This is a genomic window from Ruegeria sp. HKCCSP351 (assembly GCF_017872535.1).
Taxonomy (GTDB): domain Bacteria; phylum Pseudomonadota; class Alphaproteobacteria; order Rhodobacterales; family Rhodobacteraceae; genus Ruegeria.
Genome location: NZ_JAEDOV010000009.1, coordinates 15,208 through 30,625, shown reverse-complemented (window position 1 = coordinate 30,625; position 15,418 = coordinate 15,208). Strand labels below are relative to the sequence as shown.

Here is a 15,418-nt window from a genome sequence, read left to right as displayed (position 1 = left end):
CATGGGACGTATTCAACTCAAGTCCGTGACCAAAAGCTTTGGCGACGTGCAGGTTATCCCGCCACTGGATCTGACCATCGAAGACGGAGAGTTCACGGTGTTTGTCGGACCATCGGGTTGCGGCAAGTCTACTTTGCTGCGCCTGATTGCGGGGTTGGAGGACATCACCTCGGGTTCCATCGACATTGACGGGGCCGACGCAACAAACGTACCACCCGCAAAACGCGGTTTGGCGATGGTGTTCCAGTCTTATGCCTTGTATCCGCATATGTCCGTTCGCAAGAACATCGCCTTTCCGTTGCGCATGGCGAAACTGGATCAGGCCGAAATAGACAAACGTGTGGAAGGGGCTGCGCAGGTTCTGAACCTGACCGACTATCTGGATCGCCGCCCCGGTCAGCTGTCCGGTGGCCAGCGCCAGCGTGTGGCCATCGGGCGGGCCATTGTCCGCGAACCCGCAGCGTTCCTGTTCGATGAGCCGCTGTCCAACCTGGACGCCGCGCTGCGCGTTGGCATGCGGTTGGAGATCAGCGAGTTGCACGAACGGCTGGCGACCACCATGATCTATGTGACCCATGATCAGGTCGAAGCGATGACGATGGCCGACAAGATCGTTGTGCTACAGGCAGGTGTGATCGAGCAGGTCGGAAGCCCGCTGGACCTGTATCGTACACCGCGGAACCTTTTTGTCGCTGGGTTCATCGGCTCGCCCAAGATGAACTTTATCGAAGGCGAAGAGGCTGCAAAACACGGCGCGCATACAATCGGTATCCGCCCCGAACATATTGCTGTGTCCGAGAGCGACGGAACCTGGAGCGGTGTTGTAGGCGTGTCCGAGCATCTCGGATCAGATACGTTTTTTCACATACATGAAACCGGTCTGGCGGAAACAATCACGGTGCGCGCGGACGGAGAGGTTGGATTTCGGCATGGCGACCGCATCTACCTGACACCACGTGCCGACGTGCTTCATCGCTTTGACGCCCAAGGGCTACGGATCGAATGAAGCGACTGGACGGAAAAACCGCGCTCATCACTGGGGCTGCGCGCGGAATCGGGCTGGCCTTTGCAAAAGCTTACGTCGCCGAAGGCGCGCGTGTGGCCATTGCCGACATTGACATCGCGCGGGCGCAATCCGCAGCCTCGGAAATTGGTGACGCTGCAATGGCGGTCGAAATGAATGTCGCTGAACAGGACAGCATCGACAATGCTGTTGCATGCACTGTGGATCAATTCGGTCAGATTGATATTCTCATCAACAATGCCGCCGTTTTTTCAGCAGCGCCCATCACCGAAATTGATCGCGCTGATTACCAGCGTGTTTTCGACATCAATGTCTCTGGTACCCTGTTTACACTGCAGGCCGTTGCGCGACACATGATCGACGCCAATGTCAAAGGCCGGATCATCAATCTGGCCTCACAGGCCGGTCGGCGTGGCGAACCTCTGGTCGCCGTTTACTGCGCCAGCAAGGCCGCCGTAATCTCTTTGACGCAGTCTGCGGGGCTCAATCTGATCGCCCACGGGATAAATGTGAATGCGATCGCACCCGGTGTTGTGGATGGAGAGCATTGGGACGGTGTGGACGCCTTCTTTGCGAAGTACGAAAACAAAAAACCCGGACAGAAGAAGCGCGAAGTTGCATCAGCGGTACCGTTCGGCCGTATGGGACGGGCCGAGGATTTGACCGGGATGGCTGTGTTTCTGGCGTCTGATGAAGCGGAATACATCGTGGCCCAGACTTACAATGTCGACGGCGGAAACTGGATGAGCTGATGACCCCTTTGGCGGACATAACACCGGTAGAGCTGCGCCTCGACCACCTTGGGGCGCTTCCGGCAGATATCAAGAAACCCGGATACCGGCGTGAAGACCTGACCCCTGGAATTGTTCATATCGGACTTGGGAATTTTCACCGTGCGCATCAGGCTTGGTACATTCACAGGCTGATGCAAAAAGGGTTGGCCCTCGACTGGGCGATCATCGGGGCCGGTGTTCGGGCCTATGACGCGGACATGCGCGAAAAGCTGATTGGGCAGGACTGTCTGACAACTTTGATCGAGCTTGACCCGTCCGGTGTTTCGGCCGAAGTCATCGGCCCGTTGATCGACTATCTGCCCATTGAACCCCGAAATGCACCCCTGATCAGGAAAATGTCCGATCCCGCCATTCGGATCGTGTCCCTTACCGTTACTGAAGGCGGCTATTTTCTGGATGCCAAGTCGGGTGCTTTCGACACAGATCACGATGATATTCGACACGACGTGCAAAACCCGCAACAGCCTCGCACGGTCTTTGGTGCCATTGTGGCGGCACTTGGCAATCGCCGTGCCGCCGGGCATCTGCCCTTTACGGCATTAAGTTGTGACAACCTTCAGGGCAACGGTACCATCCTGCGCAATTGCGTTGTTGAACTGGCGCGCCTTACGGACCCTGATCTTGCGGATTGGATCGATCAGAATGGGGCGTTCCCGAATTCGATGGTGGATTGCATTGTTCCCGCCACCACTGATCATGTCCGATCCCAGACCCGCGCCCTGGGAATTGAAGACTGCGTTCCGGTTTCACACGAGAACTTTCGCCAATGGGTAATTGAAGATGATTTCTGCGCCGGGCGGCCGATGTTGGAAAAAGTCGGCGTAACGATCACCAAAGACGTGCACGCATTTGAAACCCTGAAACTGCGTATTCTGAACGGCGGGCACCAAATTCTGGCGAATGTGGGCGAGGTTCTGAACATACCCACAATTTCGGACTGCATGAACGACCGGGAAATTTCGGCATTCTTTCTGAAAGTCCAGACCGAAGAAATTCTCCCTCATGCCAGTGCGGTTCCCGGGATGACGCCTGAACAGTATCTGGATCTGGTCAAACGCAGATTTTCGAACACGGCTATTCATGACACGACGCGTCGCGTAGCCTTTGACGGGTCTGCACGCCACCCCGGATTCTTGCTTCCGTCCATTCGCGATGCTCTGGCCTCGGATACCACTGTTACTGGGCTGGCACTGGTTGAAGCTTTCTGGTGCCGGATGTGCGCCGGTCTGCGTGAGGACGGATCAGAGATTGCGCCCAATGATCCTATCTGGAGCGACTTGCAGAGTGCGGCCCTTGCCGCCAGGGAGCAACCCAAAAAGTGGCTTGAGGCAGCAAACCTGTACGGGGATACGGGACGTGAAACCCAGTTCGCAGAAGCCTTCGCACGCTGGTTGCCACGGATCTGGCAGCACGGATGCAGGACGGCGATCAAAAGCTATCTGAATGCGCTTTCCTGACGGTTGTGATCTCGGCTCAGGTGGTTTCCATCGCTTCGATGGTCATGGTGATGGGAAATATCACGGCAATAAAGACCGAGTATTGCACTGCGCCAGCCAGTACCGGAACATTTCGAGGGATCACGCCGCAGGGCAGGGCAGAACACCGCCAACAGCGGCAGAAGACACAGACCAGCCAAACCATAACGGATCGCAAGCATGGTCATTGGTTCCACAAAGGGCAACCCCAGCTTGGCAATACTGTAGCCACCCGCCCAGAACAACACGAACAGCACCGGTGCACCCAACCAGAACATCGATACCGCGCGGGCCGAGGTCTTCATCTACACCAGCTTCGAAGATATACGCCGAAGCATATCAAGGCATTGGGCCATCTGGTCGACCGAGACGTATTCATCGGGTTTATGCGCTTGATCGATTGATCCGGGGCCGCAGACAACGACGCTCATCCCCAACTGCTGGAATATCCCGGCCTCGGTGCCGAAGGGTACAACGTCCGCTCCGTTTGCCCCTGTCAGTTCCATCACAAGGTCACGCGCCTCGTTCTCGTCCATCGGCTCCAGCCCGTCGACCTCACCGATTATTTCGGTCTTGATACCGGCATCGGGGTGAACAGCCTGCATTGCCGGGATCAGGGATTGCGCGCAAAACCGGTGTAGTTCGTCTTTGACGTAATCCGCATCCGCCTTGTGCACTGGTCGCATCTCCCAATCGACCCGCGCCTTACCGGGGATTACATTATGGGCCACCCCACCCACCAGCGAACCGGTGTTGATTGTTGTCCATGGCGGGTCGAACGGGCTGTTTGCCGGTGCTCTCCCTTGCAAATCAGCCTTCAGCGCAAGCAGTTTCGACACGTATTGCACTGCGTATTCGACTGCGTTTACACCGCGCTCGGGGGCCGAGCCATGGCCTTCGAACCCGGTAAAATGCGCTGTATATTCATAGCAGCCCTTATGGCCTTCGATGATGCGCATCGAGGTGGGTTCCCCGATGATGACCACAGCGGGTTTGATCGCTTTCTCCCGCAGGGTCTTGGCCAAGGCCTGCGCGCCAAAACAGCCGATTTCCTCATCATAGGTAAAGGCGAAATGCACCGGGCGCTGAAGGTCCAGCTTTGCGTAATACGGGGCCGTGATGACTGCCGCCGCGATAAACCCTTTCATATCGCAGGTGCCGCGACCAAACCACTTGCCGTCCCGCTCCTCCATCACGAACGGGTCCGAGGACCAGTCCTGATCGGCAACAGGCACTACATCGGAATGGCCTGAGAGAACGATACCACCGTCGCGCTTGGGGCCCAATGAAGCAAAAAGATTGGCTTTCGTGCCGGTTTCGTCATGCCATATTTCCACCGCTGCACCGCAATCGCTCAACCGGTCCGCGAGGTGCTTGATCATGTCCAGGTTGCTGTCTGACGAAACCGTGGGGAAGCCGATCAGTTCGCCCAGCAGGGTCTTGGCGTCTTCGAGGGTGCTCAAGGCTTAGTCTTTCACAAAGAGCTTTCGCTCGATATTGCATAGGGCTTCGGCTGGGGCGTTTTCGGTGATAAGAATGGTTTCCGTGGTCTCAAGGCCCCAGCTGTCCATCCACAGCGCAGGCATGAAATGGAAAACCATGCCCGGTTGCAGAATGGTCTCGTCTTCGGCGCGGATCGACGCTGTCCGTTCGCCCCAATCTGGCGGATAGCTCAGGCCGATAGGATATCCCATGCGCCCCTCCCGTTCGAGTCCGTGACGGGCAAGAACCTTTAGAAAAGCGTTTGCAATGTCGCTGGTCCGATTGCCAGCCCGGGCAGCCTCTAGACCCGCCGCTATCCCTTCGATCTGCGCGCGTTCCGCGTCCCGCATTTCTGGCGGTGGAGTGCCAAGAAATACTGTGCGGCAAAGCGGAGCGTGATAGCGCCGATAGCAGCCGGACAGTTCGAAAAATGTTGCTTCACCCTTCTTCATCGGTGCGCCATTCCATGTCAGGTGCGCGGCAGTGGCATCCAGCCCCGAGGGTGTCAAAGGGACAATGGCCGGGTAATCCCCCCAATCATCCTCAACCCCGGTAATCCCGGCATGAAAGATATCTGCGACAAGGTCGTTCTTGCGCACGCCCACTGCGGCGCGATCAATGGCCGTTTGGATAACTTTTTCCGAAATCCGGGCCGCCTTGCGAATAAAGACCATTTCTTCTTCCGACTTGATCAGGCGCTGCCAGTTAACCAGTGCCGTCGCATCCACCAGCGTTGCTTCTGGCAATTCCTTGCCCAAAACCTCGTGTGCCTTTGCGGAATAGTAATAGTTCTCCATCTCAACGCCGATACGGGCCGCGTCCAGCCCAAGCGCGCGAATGTGGCCAGCCAGATCCTGCATGGGATGGCGTATGGTTGATTGAACGTAGTGGTCAACATAGCCGCGAATGTTGTCCTTGGACATCCAGCATGTGCGCAACCCACCCAATGCATCCATCTGGCGTCCCCACCAAATCGGCTCTCCTTCCATGCCGAGCAATACGCCCTGATGCACATAAAAGGACCAACCATCATAGCCAGTCAGCCAAGCCTGGTTCGACGGGTCGGTGACAAACAGCAGTTCTAACCCCGCTTTTTCCATAGCACTTCGGGTTTTGGCGATCCTGCGGTCATATTCCGCTTGGCTGAAAGGGGCGTGTTCAATCGGCATGGCATCCTCGGCGGCTGGATATGACATGTACTTGAGCGCAATCTTACCAATTTGTACACAGATGAACTTGTGAGTGATACCTGAACCGCGACTCCTGTTAGAAGCCAATTGGTTGTTTGATGATACGATCACGCTGTGGGCACAGGGTATTCGCACTCGGCATCGAAAGACGCCGTAGAATAGAGCGTTGGAAGCACGCAAGGGTCCCAGTTCGGCGGACGGCGCGATTCCGAAAACCGCGCCAAAAACCATGAGCCCCCGAGGGTCGCGAAAAGCTCCTCGGACATCATCTGATCGCGGTTATCACGGGTCTCTCGGTTGCTTGTGCGGTTTTATGCTGCGCCGGAGCGAGGATCGGCATTTCTCCGCTGGATATGATTGCAATACGGCAACGGTGGCGCCTGATCTCGTGGGTGGCATGGTGCGTGGAGTAGGTGTCCTGAGGCACAGTGAAGGCTCGCTGCCAAACCCCAGATGTCCAAGGACTCAACCAATGTTACACACTGCGCCCACCTGTCGAGAGGCGTCCCCTTGTTTCGATGCATGTCGGTCCAGCGCGCTCGACACCAACGGCATTCTCAATTCAACGGGTGCCGCGTCTCCTGTGGTGAACGAGGCAGAGTGCCAGAACTTGCGCAACTCCATCGGTCAAGGGAAAGCGCGCAATCTTTGGGGAATGGTTGCGTGGGGTTTGTTGGTGATTGTCCAAATCGCTGCGTACGCCGCCATGTTTTACGGTGTGTTGGTTATGCAAATCTCGCTGCTTCCCTACGTATTTCTGGTCGCACTGACCGTGTTACTTTGGCTGGGTTACGATTGCATTCGCGATATGCGCAAGGATACTTCATCAGCTACCAGTCAGAGATAGATATCCATTCTTACCTGAATGACTTAGGGTCAACGACAGTCGATACCTGTGGCCATACTGCCGGACCTTGTGGAATGTAAGTGTCGCCCTTCGCGATTTTCCTGGGGCAGGGCGCTTTCGATTTCAAGACACTTCCTGGCAACGGGCATCTTTCACGAAAGTCAGTGACAGAGCCGGTTGACAACAGGTTTTGTATTTTGGATACATTTGTCAGGGATATCGCAACGACCCGTATTGTCACTGAACGCTCTGACGACAAAGAGCCCTGCGATTGTCTTGCAAAGTCCATTTCTGGGAGAAAATCATGAAACTCAATCTTCTGGCCGCAACCACGGCAATCGCCCTGTCGGGTGCCGTGGCACAGGCAAATACCCTTGTTTATTGTTCCGAAGGTTCACCCGAGGGGTTTGACCCTGCTCTGTTTACCGCAGGAACAACCTTTGATGCCTCATCGCATCCTATTTATAACCGGTTGCTGGAATTCGAAACCGGTACGACCAATGTGATCCCCGGCTTGGCTGAAAGTGTCGAGGCCAGTGATGATGGCCTGGAATACACGTTCAAGCTGCGCCAGGGTGTCAAATTCCATTCGAATGACGAATTCACCCCGACCCGCGACTTCAATGCCGATGACGTAATCTTCTCGTTCATGCGCCAAAAGGACGAGAACCATCCCTATAACCAAGTGTCTGGCGGCACGTGGGAATACTTCCAGGGCATGGGGATGCCGGATCTGGTCTCTTCTATCGAAAAGATTGATGACTACACGGTGAAATTCACCCTGTCCAAGCCAGAGGCGCCCTTTGTTGCGAATATGGCGATGGACTTTGCATCGATCATGTCAGCCGAATATGGCGACGCTATGCTGGCTGCCGGCACGCCTGAAAAACTGAATACCGCGCCCATCGGGACCGGGCCTTTCTCGTTCGTGGCCTACCAGAAAGACGCGGTGATCCGCTATGCGGCTAATGGCGATTATTGGAAAGAACCGGCGCAGGTCGAAAACCTGATCTTTGCCATTACGCCGGACGCGTCTGTTCGCTATCAGAAGCTGAAAGCTGGCGAGTGCCATGTGATGCCTTACCCGAACCCGGCTGACATTCAGGCGATGAAGGATGATGCAGACATCAACATGATGGAGCAGGAAGGGCTGAACGTCGGGTATCTGGCTTACAACACCACGATGGCGCCGTTCGACAACCCCAAGGTTCGCAAAGCGCTGAACATGGCGATCGACAAGCAGGCGATCATCGACGTGGTTTTCCAGGGTTCAGGCCAGGCTGCCAAGAACCCGATCCCGCCAACCATGTGGAGCTATAACGACGCTATCGTGGACGATCCATACGATCCCGAAGCGGCCAAGGCTATGCTTGATGCCGAAGGTGTCACAGACCTGTCGATGAAGATCTGGGCGATGCCGGTTCAGCGCCCCTACAACCCCAATGCCCGCCGCATGGCCGAGCTGATCCAGGCTGATTTTGCCAAGGTTGGTGTGGGCGTCGAAATCGTCTCGTACGAATGGGGCGAATACCTGTCACGCTCGAAAGAACTGAACCGCGATGGTGCTGTTTTGCTGGGCTGGACCGGTGATAACGGCGATCCGGACAACTTCCTGGCCGTTCTGCTGGGCTGCGACGGGGTCGAGGCATCAAACCGTGCGCAATGGTGCCACCAGCCGTTCGAGGATCTGATCCTGAAAGCCAAGCAAAGCACCGATCAGGCAGAGCGGACCAAGCTGTATGAAGAAGCGCAGGTCGTGTTCAAAGAGCAGGCCCCATGGGCAACCATTGCTCACTCGGTTGTATTCATGCCGATGAGCAACAAGGTGCAAGGCTACAAAGTGCACCCGCTGGGCGGCCACATCTTCTATGGTGTGAGCGTCGAGTAAGCCACCACTCACTCACCGGAGCTGCCTGTTTGGCGGCTCCGGCTTTTTATTGAGGAGGTCGGCCTGAATGCCGGATCTGTCCGAATATCGTCAACTGGCACGGGACATGTCGGTCGACGCTGTAGCTCTTGTACCTGGCCCGAACTTCACACGCGCTTTGGGAAAATCTTTCATGAGCCACGAACGGCCCTTCGTGGTCGTTGTCCCGGCTGAGGGACAGGCCGCGGCGATTGTGCCCAATCTGGAACTGGCCTCATGGGATCTTGTCGGGTTCGAGGGCGCTGTTTTCGATTGGCGCGATCAGACCGGTTATGACGATGCGTTTACCGCGTTGGCCGCGCATATGCCGATCCGCTCGCTGGCGGTGGAAGGTCAGGTGATGCGGGTTTTTGTCTCTGCCGCATTTACCCGTGCTTTGCCGGATTTGAGGATCGTCGACGGTGAACGCGAAATCTCGGGCCTGCGCAGCATCAAGACCGATGAAGACATTGCTGCGTTGCAGGCGGCCATCGATATCTCGGAACGCGCGTTGGAGCGTGTGATTGCAGATGTGCGTGTCGGCCAGACCGAAAAACAGGTCGAACAGGCCTTGATACAGGCGCTATTTGCAGAAGGGGCCGAGTCTCTGGCGTTTTCGCCCATCGTGGCGGCTGGCGACAACTCGGCACGGCCGCATGGGAAAGCGCGCAACGACTACCAGATCGGGTCAGGCGACGCGTTACTGTTCGATTTCGGTGCCCGCAAAGATGGTTTCGCCGCCGACATCACGCGAACCTTCTTTGTTCAGGACGTGTCGGACGAGGGCAGGGAAGTCTATGATACTGTTCTGCGCGCCAACAAAATCGGGTTCGAAGCCTGCCGCCCGGGTGTTACGGCCCATGACATCGACGATGCGGTCACAAGCGTGCTCGAAGCCTCGCCATTTGCGGATCGTATTCGCACCAAAACAGGTCACGGGCTGGGCCGGGATGTGCACGAGGCACCATATATCATGCGTGGGAATCATCAGAAAATCCTGCCGGGTATGGTCTGGACCAATGAACCAGGTCTGTATGCGCTCGACAGTTTTGGCGTTCGCATCGAAGATGACGTGCTTGTCACTGCGGATGGTTGCCGGTCGCTGACCCATTTTCCCAAAGAGCTTACAATCATAGGTCGCTGATGTTTGGTTACTTACTCACCCGCATTGGCCTGTTCGTCCCGACCTTTCTGGGCGTGACGTTGATCTCATTCATGTTCATCCGGGTGCTACCGGGTGATCCGATCATCGTCATGGCTGGCGAGCGCGGTATGACTGAAGAACGCTATCAGGAAATGGTAGAAAAGTTGGGTTTCGACAAACCGGTGTTGCAGCAATACTGGGAATACCTTGCCGGGGTTTTGCAGGGCGACCTTGGCGAAAGCTTTGTCACCAAAAAACCGGTCTGGGAGGAGTTCTTTTCGCTGTTCCCCGCGACAATGGAACTTTCGCTCTGCGCCATGATATTCGCCATCGCATTGGGTCTGCCTGCCGGGGTGATTGCGGCGGTGAACCGGGGGAAGTTTTTTGACAGGGCGCTGATGTCTTCGGCATTGGTCGGATATTCGATGCCGATCTTCTGGTGGGCGCTGCTGCTGATCATCGTGTTCTCGGGCAATCTTGGCTGGACGCCGGTCTCGGGCCGGATCGACCTGCTTTATTACTTTCCAAATGTCACTGGCTTTATGCTGATCGACAGTCTTTTGTCCGGGCAGGAAGGCGCATTCGCGTCGGCTGTTCGTCATCTGATCCTACCGACAATTGTGCTGGGAACCGTTCCGCTAGCCGTGATTGCGCGACAGACCCGGTCGGCGATGCTGGAGGTTCTGGGTGAGGATTATATCCGCACTGCGCGTGCCAAAGGGCTGTCGCCCACGCGTATCAACGGATTGCATGCGTTACGCAACGCGCTGATCCCTGTTGTCACGGTTATTGGATTGTCGGTCGGTTCATTGTTGGCGGGGGCAATTCTTACCGAAACCATCTTCAGCTGGCCGGGCATCGGCAAGTGGATGGTCGACAGTATTTTCCGCAGGGATTACCCGGTGGTGCAAGGGGGTTTGCTGATGATCGCGGTGATCGTGATGCTGGTGAACCTGCTGGTCGATGTCCTGTACGGCATCATCAACCCAAAAATCCGGAGACGATGATGACCGAGCTTTCGTCGACCCAGCCCGTAACTGAAAATCGTCCCAGCGCACTGCGAGAGTTCTGGTATTACTTCAGCGAAAACCGGGGTGCCGTGATTGGGTTGTGGGTCTTTGCAGGTTTTGTGTTCTGTGCGGCCTTTGCCCCTTTGCTGGCCCCCTATGATCCGACCGAACAGTTCCGGGACCATATCCTGCAACCCCCTGCCTGGCAGGAAGGCGGAAGCTGGGCCTTTCCGTTGGGTACCGATCCTTTGGGCAGGGATATGCTGTCGCGGCTGATCATGGGTTCACGCTATTCCTTCTTTGTGGGGATCGTTGTGGTCTGTGTTGCCGTAACGGGTGGCGTAATGGTCGGCCTTCTGTCGGGTTTTGCGCCCAAATGGGTTGATACATTGATCATGCGGGTGATGGACATCGTCCTGGCTTTCCCGTCTTTGCTGCTTGCCCTTGTTCTGGTCGCCATTCTGGGCCCATCACTGACCAACGCGATGATCGCCATCGCCATCGTGTTTCAGCCGCATTACGTGCGCCTGACCCGAGCGTCGGTTCTGGCGGAACGGCAGAAAGACTATGTAACCTCGGCCCGTGTGGCTGGTGCGGGCAAGTCACGCCTGATGTTCATCACGGTGTTGCCCAATTGCCTGGCGCCAATCATCGTTCAGGCGGCCCTGTCTTTTTCCACTGCCATTCTGGACGCGGCGGCCCTTGGGTTTCTGGGCATGGGCGCGCAGCCCCCCACGCCGGAATGGGGCACCATGCTGGCTGAAGCGCGCGAGTTCATCCTGCGCGCATGGTGGGTTGTCACCTTCCCCGGTCTCGCAATTCTGGTCACCGTGCTTGCCATCAACCTGATGGGCGACGGGTTGCGCGATGCGCTGGACCCGAAACTGAAACGGAGCTGATCGCATGAGCCTTTTGCAGATCCGTAACCTGACTGTCGAATTCGCCACATCTTCGGGCAGTTTCCGCGCCGTGGACGGTGTCGATCTGTCGGTCGACAAAGGCGAATTGCTGGCCATCGTTGGCGAAAGCGGTTCGGGCAAGTCTGTGTCGATGCTGGCACTGATGGGCTTGCTGCCCTGGACCGCCACGATCACCGCCGATGAGATGAGCTTTGAAGGCCGTGACCTGTCCGGTATCTCGGCCCGTGAACGGCGCAAGATCATAGGCAAGGACATGGCGATGATCTTTCAGGAGCCGATGTCTTCGCTGAACCCCTGTTTTACTGTCGGGTTCCAGATCAAAGAGGCATTGCGCATCCACCTTGGCCTGAACCGAAAAGAGCGTCACGAGCGTGCGGTCGAATTGTTCGATCAGGTTGGCATTCCCGCGCCTGAAAGCCGCCTGAATACCTTTCCGCATCAGATGTCAGGGGGCATGAACCAACGGGTTGTGATCGCGATGGCCATTGCCTGCAAGCCCAAGCTGCTGATCGCGGATGAACCGACCACGGCACTGGACGTGACCATTCAGGCGCAGATTCTGGATCTGCTGATCCGGTTGCGTGATGAGCATGACATGGGCCTTGTTCTGATCACCCATGACATGGGCGTCGTTGCGGAAACCGCCGAGCGGGTTCAGGTGCAATATGCCGGGCAAAAGGTTGAAGAACAGCCTGTCAGGGATTTGTTCCGAACTCCCCGTCATCCCTATACCACGGCTCTGCTCAGTGCTTTGCCGGAACGGGCGACGTCCAAGATTCTGCCGACGATACCAGGTGTTGTTCCGGGGCAATTCGACCGGCCAAAAGGATGCCTTTTCAGCCCACGGTGCCGCTTTGCCGACGCGACCTGCGCCCAGACCCCGCCGACCCCTCATGCCGAGGGATTTGGCAAGGCGCGCTGTCACCATGTTGAAAAGATTGCCGCCGGAGAGCTGGTATGACTACACCTATCGTTCAGGCCAAAGACCTGGCCCGGTTTTACACGGTCAAGGGCGGGTTGTTGTCCAAACCTGCAACCGTAAAGGCGCTGTCGGGGGTGGATTTCGACCTGCAACCGGGAAAAACACTTGCCATTGTCGGAGAGTCAGGCTGTGGCAAGTCTACGCTGGCCAGACTGATCACAATGATCGAAGAACCAACCTCGGGCAGCCTGACGATCAACGGGGTCGACATCACCCCTTCGCAATGGAGCAAGATGCGAGAGACGGTGCAGATCGTCTTTCAAGACCCATATGGCTCGTTGAATCCGCGTCAGCGCATCGGCCAGATCCTGCAAGAACCGCTGATCATCAACCGGCCACAGATGACGGCCGCCGACCGTGAAATGCAGGCACGCAAGATGATCGAGATGGTAGGCCTGCGCCCCGAACATTATGACCGCTATCCGCATATGTTCTCGGGTGGGCAACGCCAGCGGATCGCTATTGCAAGGGCGCTTATGCTGGACCCCAAGGTGCTGGTTCTGGATGAACCTGTTTCGGCGCTGGATGTTTCGATTCAATCGCAGATCCTGAACCTGCTGGTCGATCTTCAGGAACGGCTGAACCTGGCCTACCTGTTCATTTCACATGACTTGTCGGTTGTCCGGCATTTCGCCGATGACGTGATTGTCATGTATCTGGGGCGCGCGGTTGAAAAAGGCCCGAAAGAGCAGCTGTTCGCGGCACCCCGACATCCGTACTCCAAGGCGTTGCTGTCCACGACGCCCCGCGCCGACCCGGATGCCCGCAAAGAACGGATCAAGCTGGAAGGCGAGTTGCCGTCACCCATGAACATCCCGAAAGGGTGCGCTTTTGCGCAACGATGCTGGCTTGTGACTGATCAGTGCAGGCAAACATTGCCTGAACTGGATGATGAAACCCATCAGGTCGCGTGTCTGCATCCTCTTTTCTGAAGAACCAGATGGCAAACGAAAACGCCCGGGCCAAGGCACCGGGCGTTTGGAAAATTGCATATCCTTGATGGCGTCAGAGCCCCCATTTCTCGCGGTTTGCTTCAAAAAAGCCTTCCGCTCTTTTCACTTCGATCCAGTTGTTCACATAGTTGATCCAGATCTGATCGCCTTGTGGCAGGATCATCGCAATCGGCGAAGGTGACCGGGGACCGGCGTTTTTCACGCGGATAACAGGAAACTTCTCCTCAAGGGTCGAGCCCTCGATGTTCGACGTTATGAATACATCAGCACGACCGGCGATTACTTCCTGATACCCGCGGGCGGGGGCCTCGACCACCTTGATCTCGGCGTTTGGGAACCATTCACGGACCCGTTTTTCGAATGTGGTGCCCAAAGTCGTCGCGACTTTCACTCCGGCCTGATTGATCGAGTCATACCCGTCGAACTTGTCGGCCTTGTCCTTGGTGGTGTAGGGGAAGAGCTCCACCGAGATATAGCTGTCGGAAAAACCGGCAACTTTCATGCGCGGTGGTGAAATCGATGCAGACCCGGTCAGGTGGTACTTGCCTGCCACCACACCGTTGACCAGTGTTTTCCAGTCCGTGGGGACAAATTCGACCTCAACCCCAAGATCGGCGGCCAATGCGTTCATAATGTCGATGTCGTACCCTTTGTAACTGTTGGTTGCCGGGTCGCGCAGTGTCATAGGGTTCCAGTCACCTGTGGTCCCAACCTTGAGAACACCGGAATCCAGCACCTCGTTCAGCGCAGATTGCGCCTGTGCGGAACCTGACAATACAAGCCCCAACACGGCAACCGCCGCGGCTTTCCAAAAAACGCTCATAGGTATCTCCCGTTGGTGGCGTTACGACCTTGTGATTGCAATCCTCATTGATTTCAGTCCAAAGGGGAAGATAACCTCAAGAAAATATTACAATGGGGCAAAAACGGGGGCAGTTTAGCTTATGCCAGGCGCCGCAATCGAACTTGTGGGCGTGAATAAGTGGTATGACACGTTTCACGTTCTCAAGGACATTAACCTGACGGTCAGCAGCGGCGAAAAAGTGGTGATTTGCGGGCCTTCGGGGTCAGGCAAGTCCACCGTCGTTCGATGTATCAACCGGTTGGAAAAACACCAGAAAGGTATCATTCGGATAGATGGGGTTGACCTGACGGATGACGCAAAGTCAACGGCAACCATCCGGTCCGATGTCGGGATGGTTTTCCAGCAATTCAATTTGTTTCCGCATTTGACCGTTTTGGAAAACCTGACTTTGGGTCCGATCAAAGCGCGCGGCCTGAGCCGGAAGGACGCGGAGGAAAAAGCGCGCCATTATCTGGATCGTGTACATATTCCCGATCAGGCGGACAAAAAGCCCATGCAGTTGTCCGGAGGTCAGCAGCAACGTGTGGCGATTGCACGATCCTTATGCATGGAACCGCGCGTGCTGTTGTTCGATGAACCCACGTCGGCGCTGGACCCCGAGATGATCTCGGAAGTGTTGGAAGTTATGGTTGAACTGGCGAGTGAGGGCATGACCATGGTGGTCGTGACCCACGAGATGGGGTTTGCCCGGAAAGTGGCTGACAAAATGATCTTCATGGATGCTGGTGAAATCGTCGAAGAAGGCAACCCGGAACATTTCTTCACCAACCCTCAGTCTGACCGCTGTCGCAAATTCCTGTCTCAGATACTGCAGCACTGAGAGGGC

The 15,418-nt window shown here is 56.3% G+C and carries 15 protein-coding genes; 11 read left to right on the top strand and 4 right to left on the bottom strand.

Annotation, left to right across the window (positions count from 1 at the left end):
• Nucleotide 1: 1 nt before the first annotated feature.
• The 3 genes from I9182_RS16760 to I9182_RS16750 are packed head-to-tail and all read left to right on the top strand — an operon-like array spanning nucleotide 2 to nucleotide 3,275.
• The gene (locus tag I9182_RS16760) at nucleotides 2-1,006 is read left to right on the top strand and encodes an ABC transporter ATP-binding protein (RefSeq protein ID WP_209599046.1); all 1,005 of its coding nucleotides are present in this window, start codon (nucleotides 2-4) and stop codon (nucleotides 1,004-1,006) included.
• A complete protein-coding gene (locus I9182_RS16755; RefSeq protein WP_209599045.1) occupies nucleotides 1,003-1,776 on the top strand; it encodes an L-iditol 2-dehydrogenase in 774 nt (257 codons plus the stop codon). The genes I9182_RS16760 and I9182_RS16755 overlap by 4 nt, the downstream gene beginning before the upstream one ends.
• Nucleotides 1,776-3,275, top strand: coding sequence for a mannitol dehydrogenase family protein (locus I9182_RS16750; RefSeq protein ID WP_209599044.1), 1,500 nt, complete (start codon nucleotides 1,776-1,778; stop codon nucleotides 3,273-3,275). Before I9182_RS16755 ends, I9182_RS16750 begins: the two co-directional genes overlap by 1 nt.
• On the opposite strand, the gene I9182_RS16745 is transcribed toward I9182_RS16750, so the two are convergent.
• The 3 genes from I9182_RS16745 to I9182_RS16735 are packed head-to-tail and all read right to left on the bottom strand — an operon-like array spanning nucleotide 3,254 to nucleotide 5,944.
• Nucleotides 3,254-3,598, bottom strand: coding sequence for an EamA family transporter (locus I9182_RS16745; RefSeq protein ID WP_209599043.1), 345 nt, complete (start codon nucleotides 3,596-3,598; stop codon nucleotides 3,254-3,256). The genes I9182_RS16750 and I9182_RS16745 overlap by 22 nt on opposite strands.
• The gene (argE, locus tag I9182_RS16740; protein WP_209599042.1) at nucleotides 3,599-4,756 is read right to left on the bottom strand and encodes an acetylornithine deacetylase; all 1,158 of its coding nucleotides are present in this window, start codon (nucleotides 4,754-4,756) and stop codon (nucleotides 3,599-3,601) included.
• A gap of 3 nt (nucleotides 4,757-4,759) precedes the next feature.
• On the bottom strand, nucleotides 4,760-5,944 hold the full coding sequence (locus I9182_RS16735) for a M24 family metallopeptidase (protein WP_209599130.1): 1,185 nt from the start codon (nucleotides 5,942-5,944) through the stop codon (nucleotides 4,760-4,762).
• A 493-nt stretch (nucleotides 5,945-6,437) separates the two neighbouring features.
• Between I9182_RS16735 and I9182_RS16730 the strand changes: the two genes are divergently transcribed.
• The 7 genes from I9182_RS16730 (at nucleotide 6,438) to I9182_RS16700 (ending at nucleotide 13,706) form a co-directional block, all read left to right on the top strand.
• Nucleotides 6,438-6,812 (top strand): hypothetical protein, encoded by a 375-nt coding sequence (locus I9182_RS16730; RefSeq protein ID WP_209599041.1) that lies wholly within the window; start codon nucleotides 6,438-6,440, stop codon nucleotides 6,810-6,812.
• A 304-nt stretch (nucleotides 6,813-7,116) separates the two neighbouring features.
• Nucleotides 7,117-8,700, top strand: a complete 1,584-nt coding sequence (locus I9182_RS16725) for an ABC transporter substrate-binding protein (RefSeq protein ID WP_209599040.1) — start codon at nucleotides 7,117-7,119, stop codon at nucleotides 8,698-8,700.
• A 67-nt stretch (nucleotides 8,701-8,767) separates the two neighbouring features.
• Nucleotides 8,768-9,862 carry a Xaa-Pro peptidase family protein gene (locus I9182_RS16720; RefSeq protein ID WP_209599039.1) on the top strand — a complete coding sequence of 365 codons (1,095 nt, stop codon included), beginning with the start codon at nucleotides 8,768-8,770 and terminating at the stop codon, nucleotides 9,860-9,862.
• Complete coding sequence (locus I9182_RS16715) at nucleotides 9,862-10,869, top strand: ABC transporter permease subunit (RefSeq protein ID WP_209506834.1); 1,008 nt, start codon at nucleotides 9,862-9,864, stop codon at nucleotides 10,867-10,869. The genes I9182_RS16720 and I9182_RS16715 overlap by 1 nt, the downstream gene beginning before the upstream one ends.
• Nucleotides 10,869-11,771, top strand: coding sequence for an ABC transporter permease subunit (locus tag I9182_RS16710; RefSeq protein ID WP_209506835.1), 903 nt, complete (start codon nucleotides 10,869-10,871; stop codon nucleotides 11,769-11,771). The genes I9182_RS16715 and I9182_RS16710 overlap by 1 nt, the downstream gene beginning before the upstream one ends.
• Before the next feature lie 4 nt (nucleotides 11,772-11,775).
• Nucleotides 11,776-12,753: an ABC transporter ATP-binding protein gene (locus I9182_RS16705; protein WP_209506836.1), complete on the top strand. Its 978-nt coding sequence runs from the start codon at nucleotides 11,776-11,778 to the stop codon at nucleotides 12,751-12,753.
• Nucleotides 12,750-13,706, top strand: coding sequence for a dipeptide ABC transporter ATP-binding protein (locus I9182_RS16700; RefSeq protein ID WP_209599038.1), 957 nt, complete (start codon nucleotides 12,750-12,752; stop codon nucleotides 13,704-13,706). Before I9182_RS16705 ends, I9182_RS16700 begins: the two co-directional genes overlap by 4 nt.
• Nucleotides 13,707-13,779: 73 nt before the next feature.
• Here I9182_RS16700 and I9182_RS16695 read toward each other — a convergent pair whose 3' ends face one another.
• Entirely contained in the window at nucleotides 13,780-14,550 is a 771-nt protein-coding gene (locus I9182_RS16695; protein WP_209506838.1) for a transporter substrate-binding domain-containing protein, read from the bottom strand.
• A 121-nt stretch (nucleotides 14,551-14,671) separates the two neighbouring features.
• Between I9182_RS16695 and I9182_RS16690 the strand changes: the two genes are divergently transcribed.
• Nucleotides 14,672-15,412, top strand: coding sequence for an amino acid ABC transporter ATP-binding protein (locus tag I9182_RS16690; RefSeq protein WP_209599037.1), 741 nt, complete (start codon nucleotides 14,672-14,674; stop codon nucleotides 15,410-15,412).
• Nucleotides 15,413-15,418 lie beyond the last annotated feature (6 nt).

What these genes read in the sequence shown, in the direction of transcription:
- I9182_RS16725 (WP_209599040.1), top strand. Translation starts at nt 7,117, where the DNA reads ATGAAACTCAATCTTCTGGCCGCAACCACGGCAATCGCCCTGTCGGGT.
- I9182_RS16700 (WP_209599038.1), top strand. Translation starts at nt 12,750, where the DNA reads ATGACTACACCTATCGTTCAGGCCAAAGACCTGGCCCGGTTTTACACG.
- I9182_RS16710 (WP_209506835.1), top strand. Translation starts at nt 10,869, where the DNA reads ATGACCGAGCTTTCGTCGACCCAGCCCGTAACTGAAAATCGTCCCAGC.
- I9182_RS16730 (WP_209599041.1), top strand. Translation starts at nt 6,438, where the DNA reads ATGTTACACACTGCGCCCACCTGTCGAGAGGCGTCCCCTTGTTTCGAT.
- I9182_RS16750 (WP_209599044.1), top strand. Translation starts at nt 1,776, where the DNA reads ATGACCCCTTTGGCGGACATAACACCGGTAGAGCTGCGCCTCGACCAC.
- I9182_RS16705 (WP_209506836.1), top strand. Translation starts at nt 11,776, where the DNA reads ATGAGCCTTTTGCAGATCCGTAACCTGACTGTCGAATTCGCCACATCT.
- I9182_RS16695 (WP_209506838.1), bottom strand. Translation starts at nt 14,550, where the DNA reads ATGAGCGTTTTTTGGAAAGCCGCGGCGGTTGCCGTGTTGGGGCTTGTA.
- I9182_RS16715 (WP_209506834.1), top strand. Translation starts at nt 9,862, where the DNA reads ATGTTTGGTTACTTACTCACCCGCATTGGCCTGTTCGTCCCGACCTTT.
- I9182_RS16760 (WP_209599046.1), top strand. Translation starts at nt 2, where the DNA reads ATGGGACGTATTCAACTCAAGTCCGTGACCAAAAGCTTTGGCGACGTG.
- I9182_RS16745 (WP_209599043.1), bottom strand. Translation starts at nt 3,598, where the DNA reads ATGAAGACCTCGGCCCGCGCGGTATCGATGTTCTGGTTGGGTGCACCG.
- I9182_RS16735 (WP_209599130.1), bottom strand. Translation starts at nt 5,944, where the DNA reads ATGCCGATTGAACACGCCCCTTTCAGCCAAGCGGAATATGACCGCAGG.
- I9182_RS16690 (WP_209599037.1), top strand. Translation starts at nt 14,672, where the DNA reads ATGCCAGGCGCCGCAATCGAACTTGTGGGCGTGAATAAGTGGTATGAC.
- I9182_RS16755 (WP_209599045.1), top strand. Translation starts at nt 1,003, where the DNA reads ATGAAGCGACTGGACGGAAAAACCGCGCTCATCACTGGGGCTGCGCGC.
- I9182_RS16720 (WP_209599039.1), top strand. Translation starts at nt 8,768, where the DNA reads ATGCCGGATCTGTCCGAATATCGTCAACTGGCACGGGACATGTCGGTC.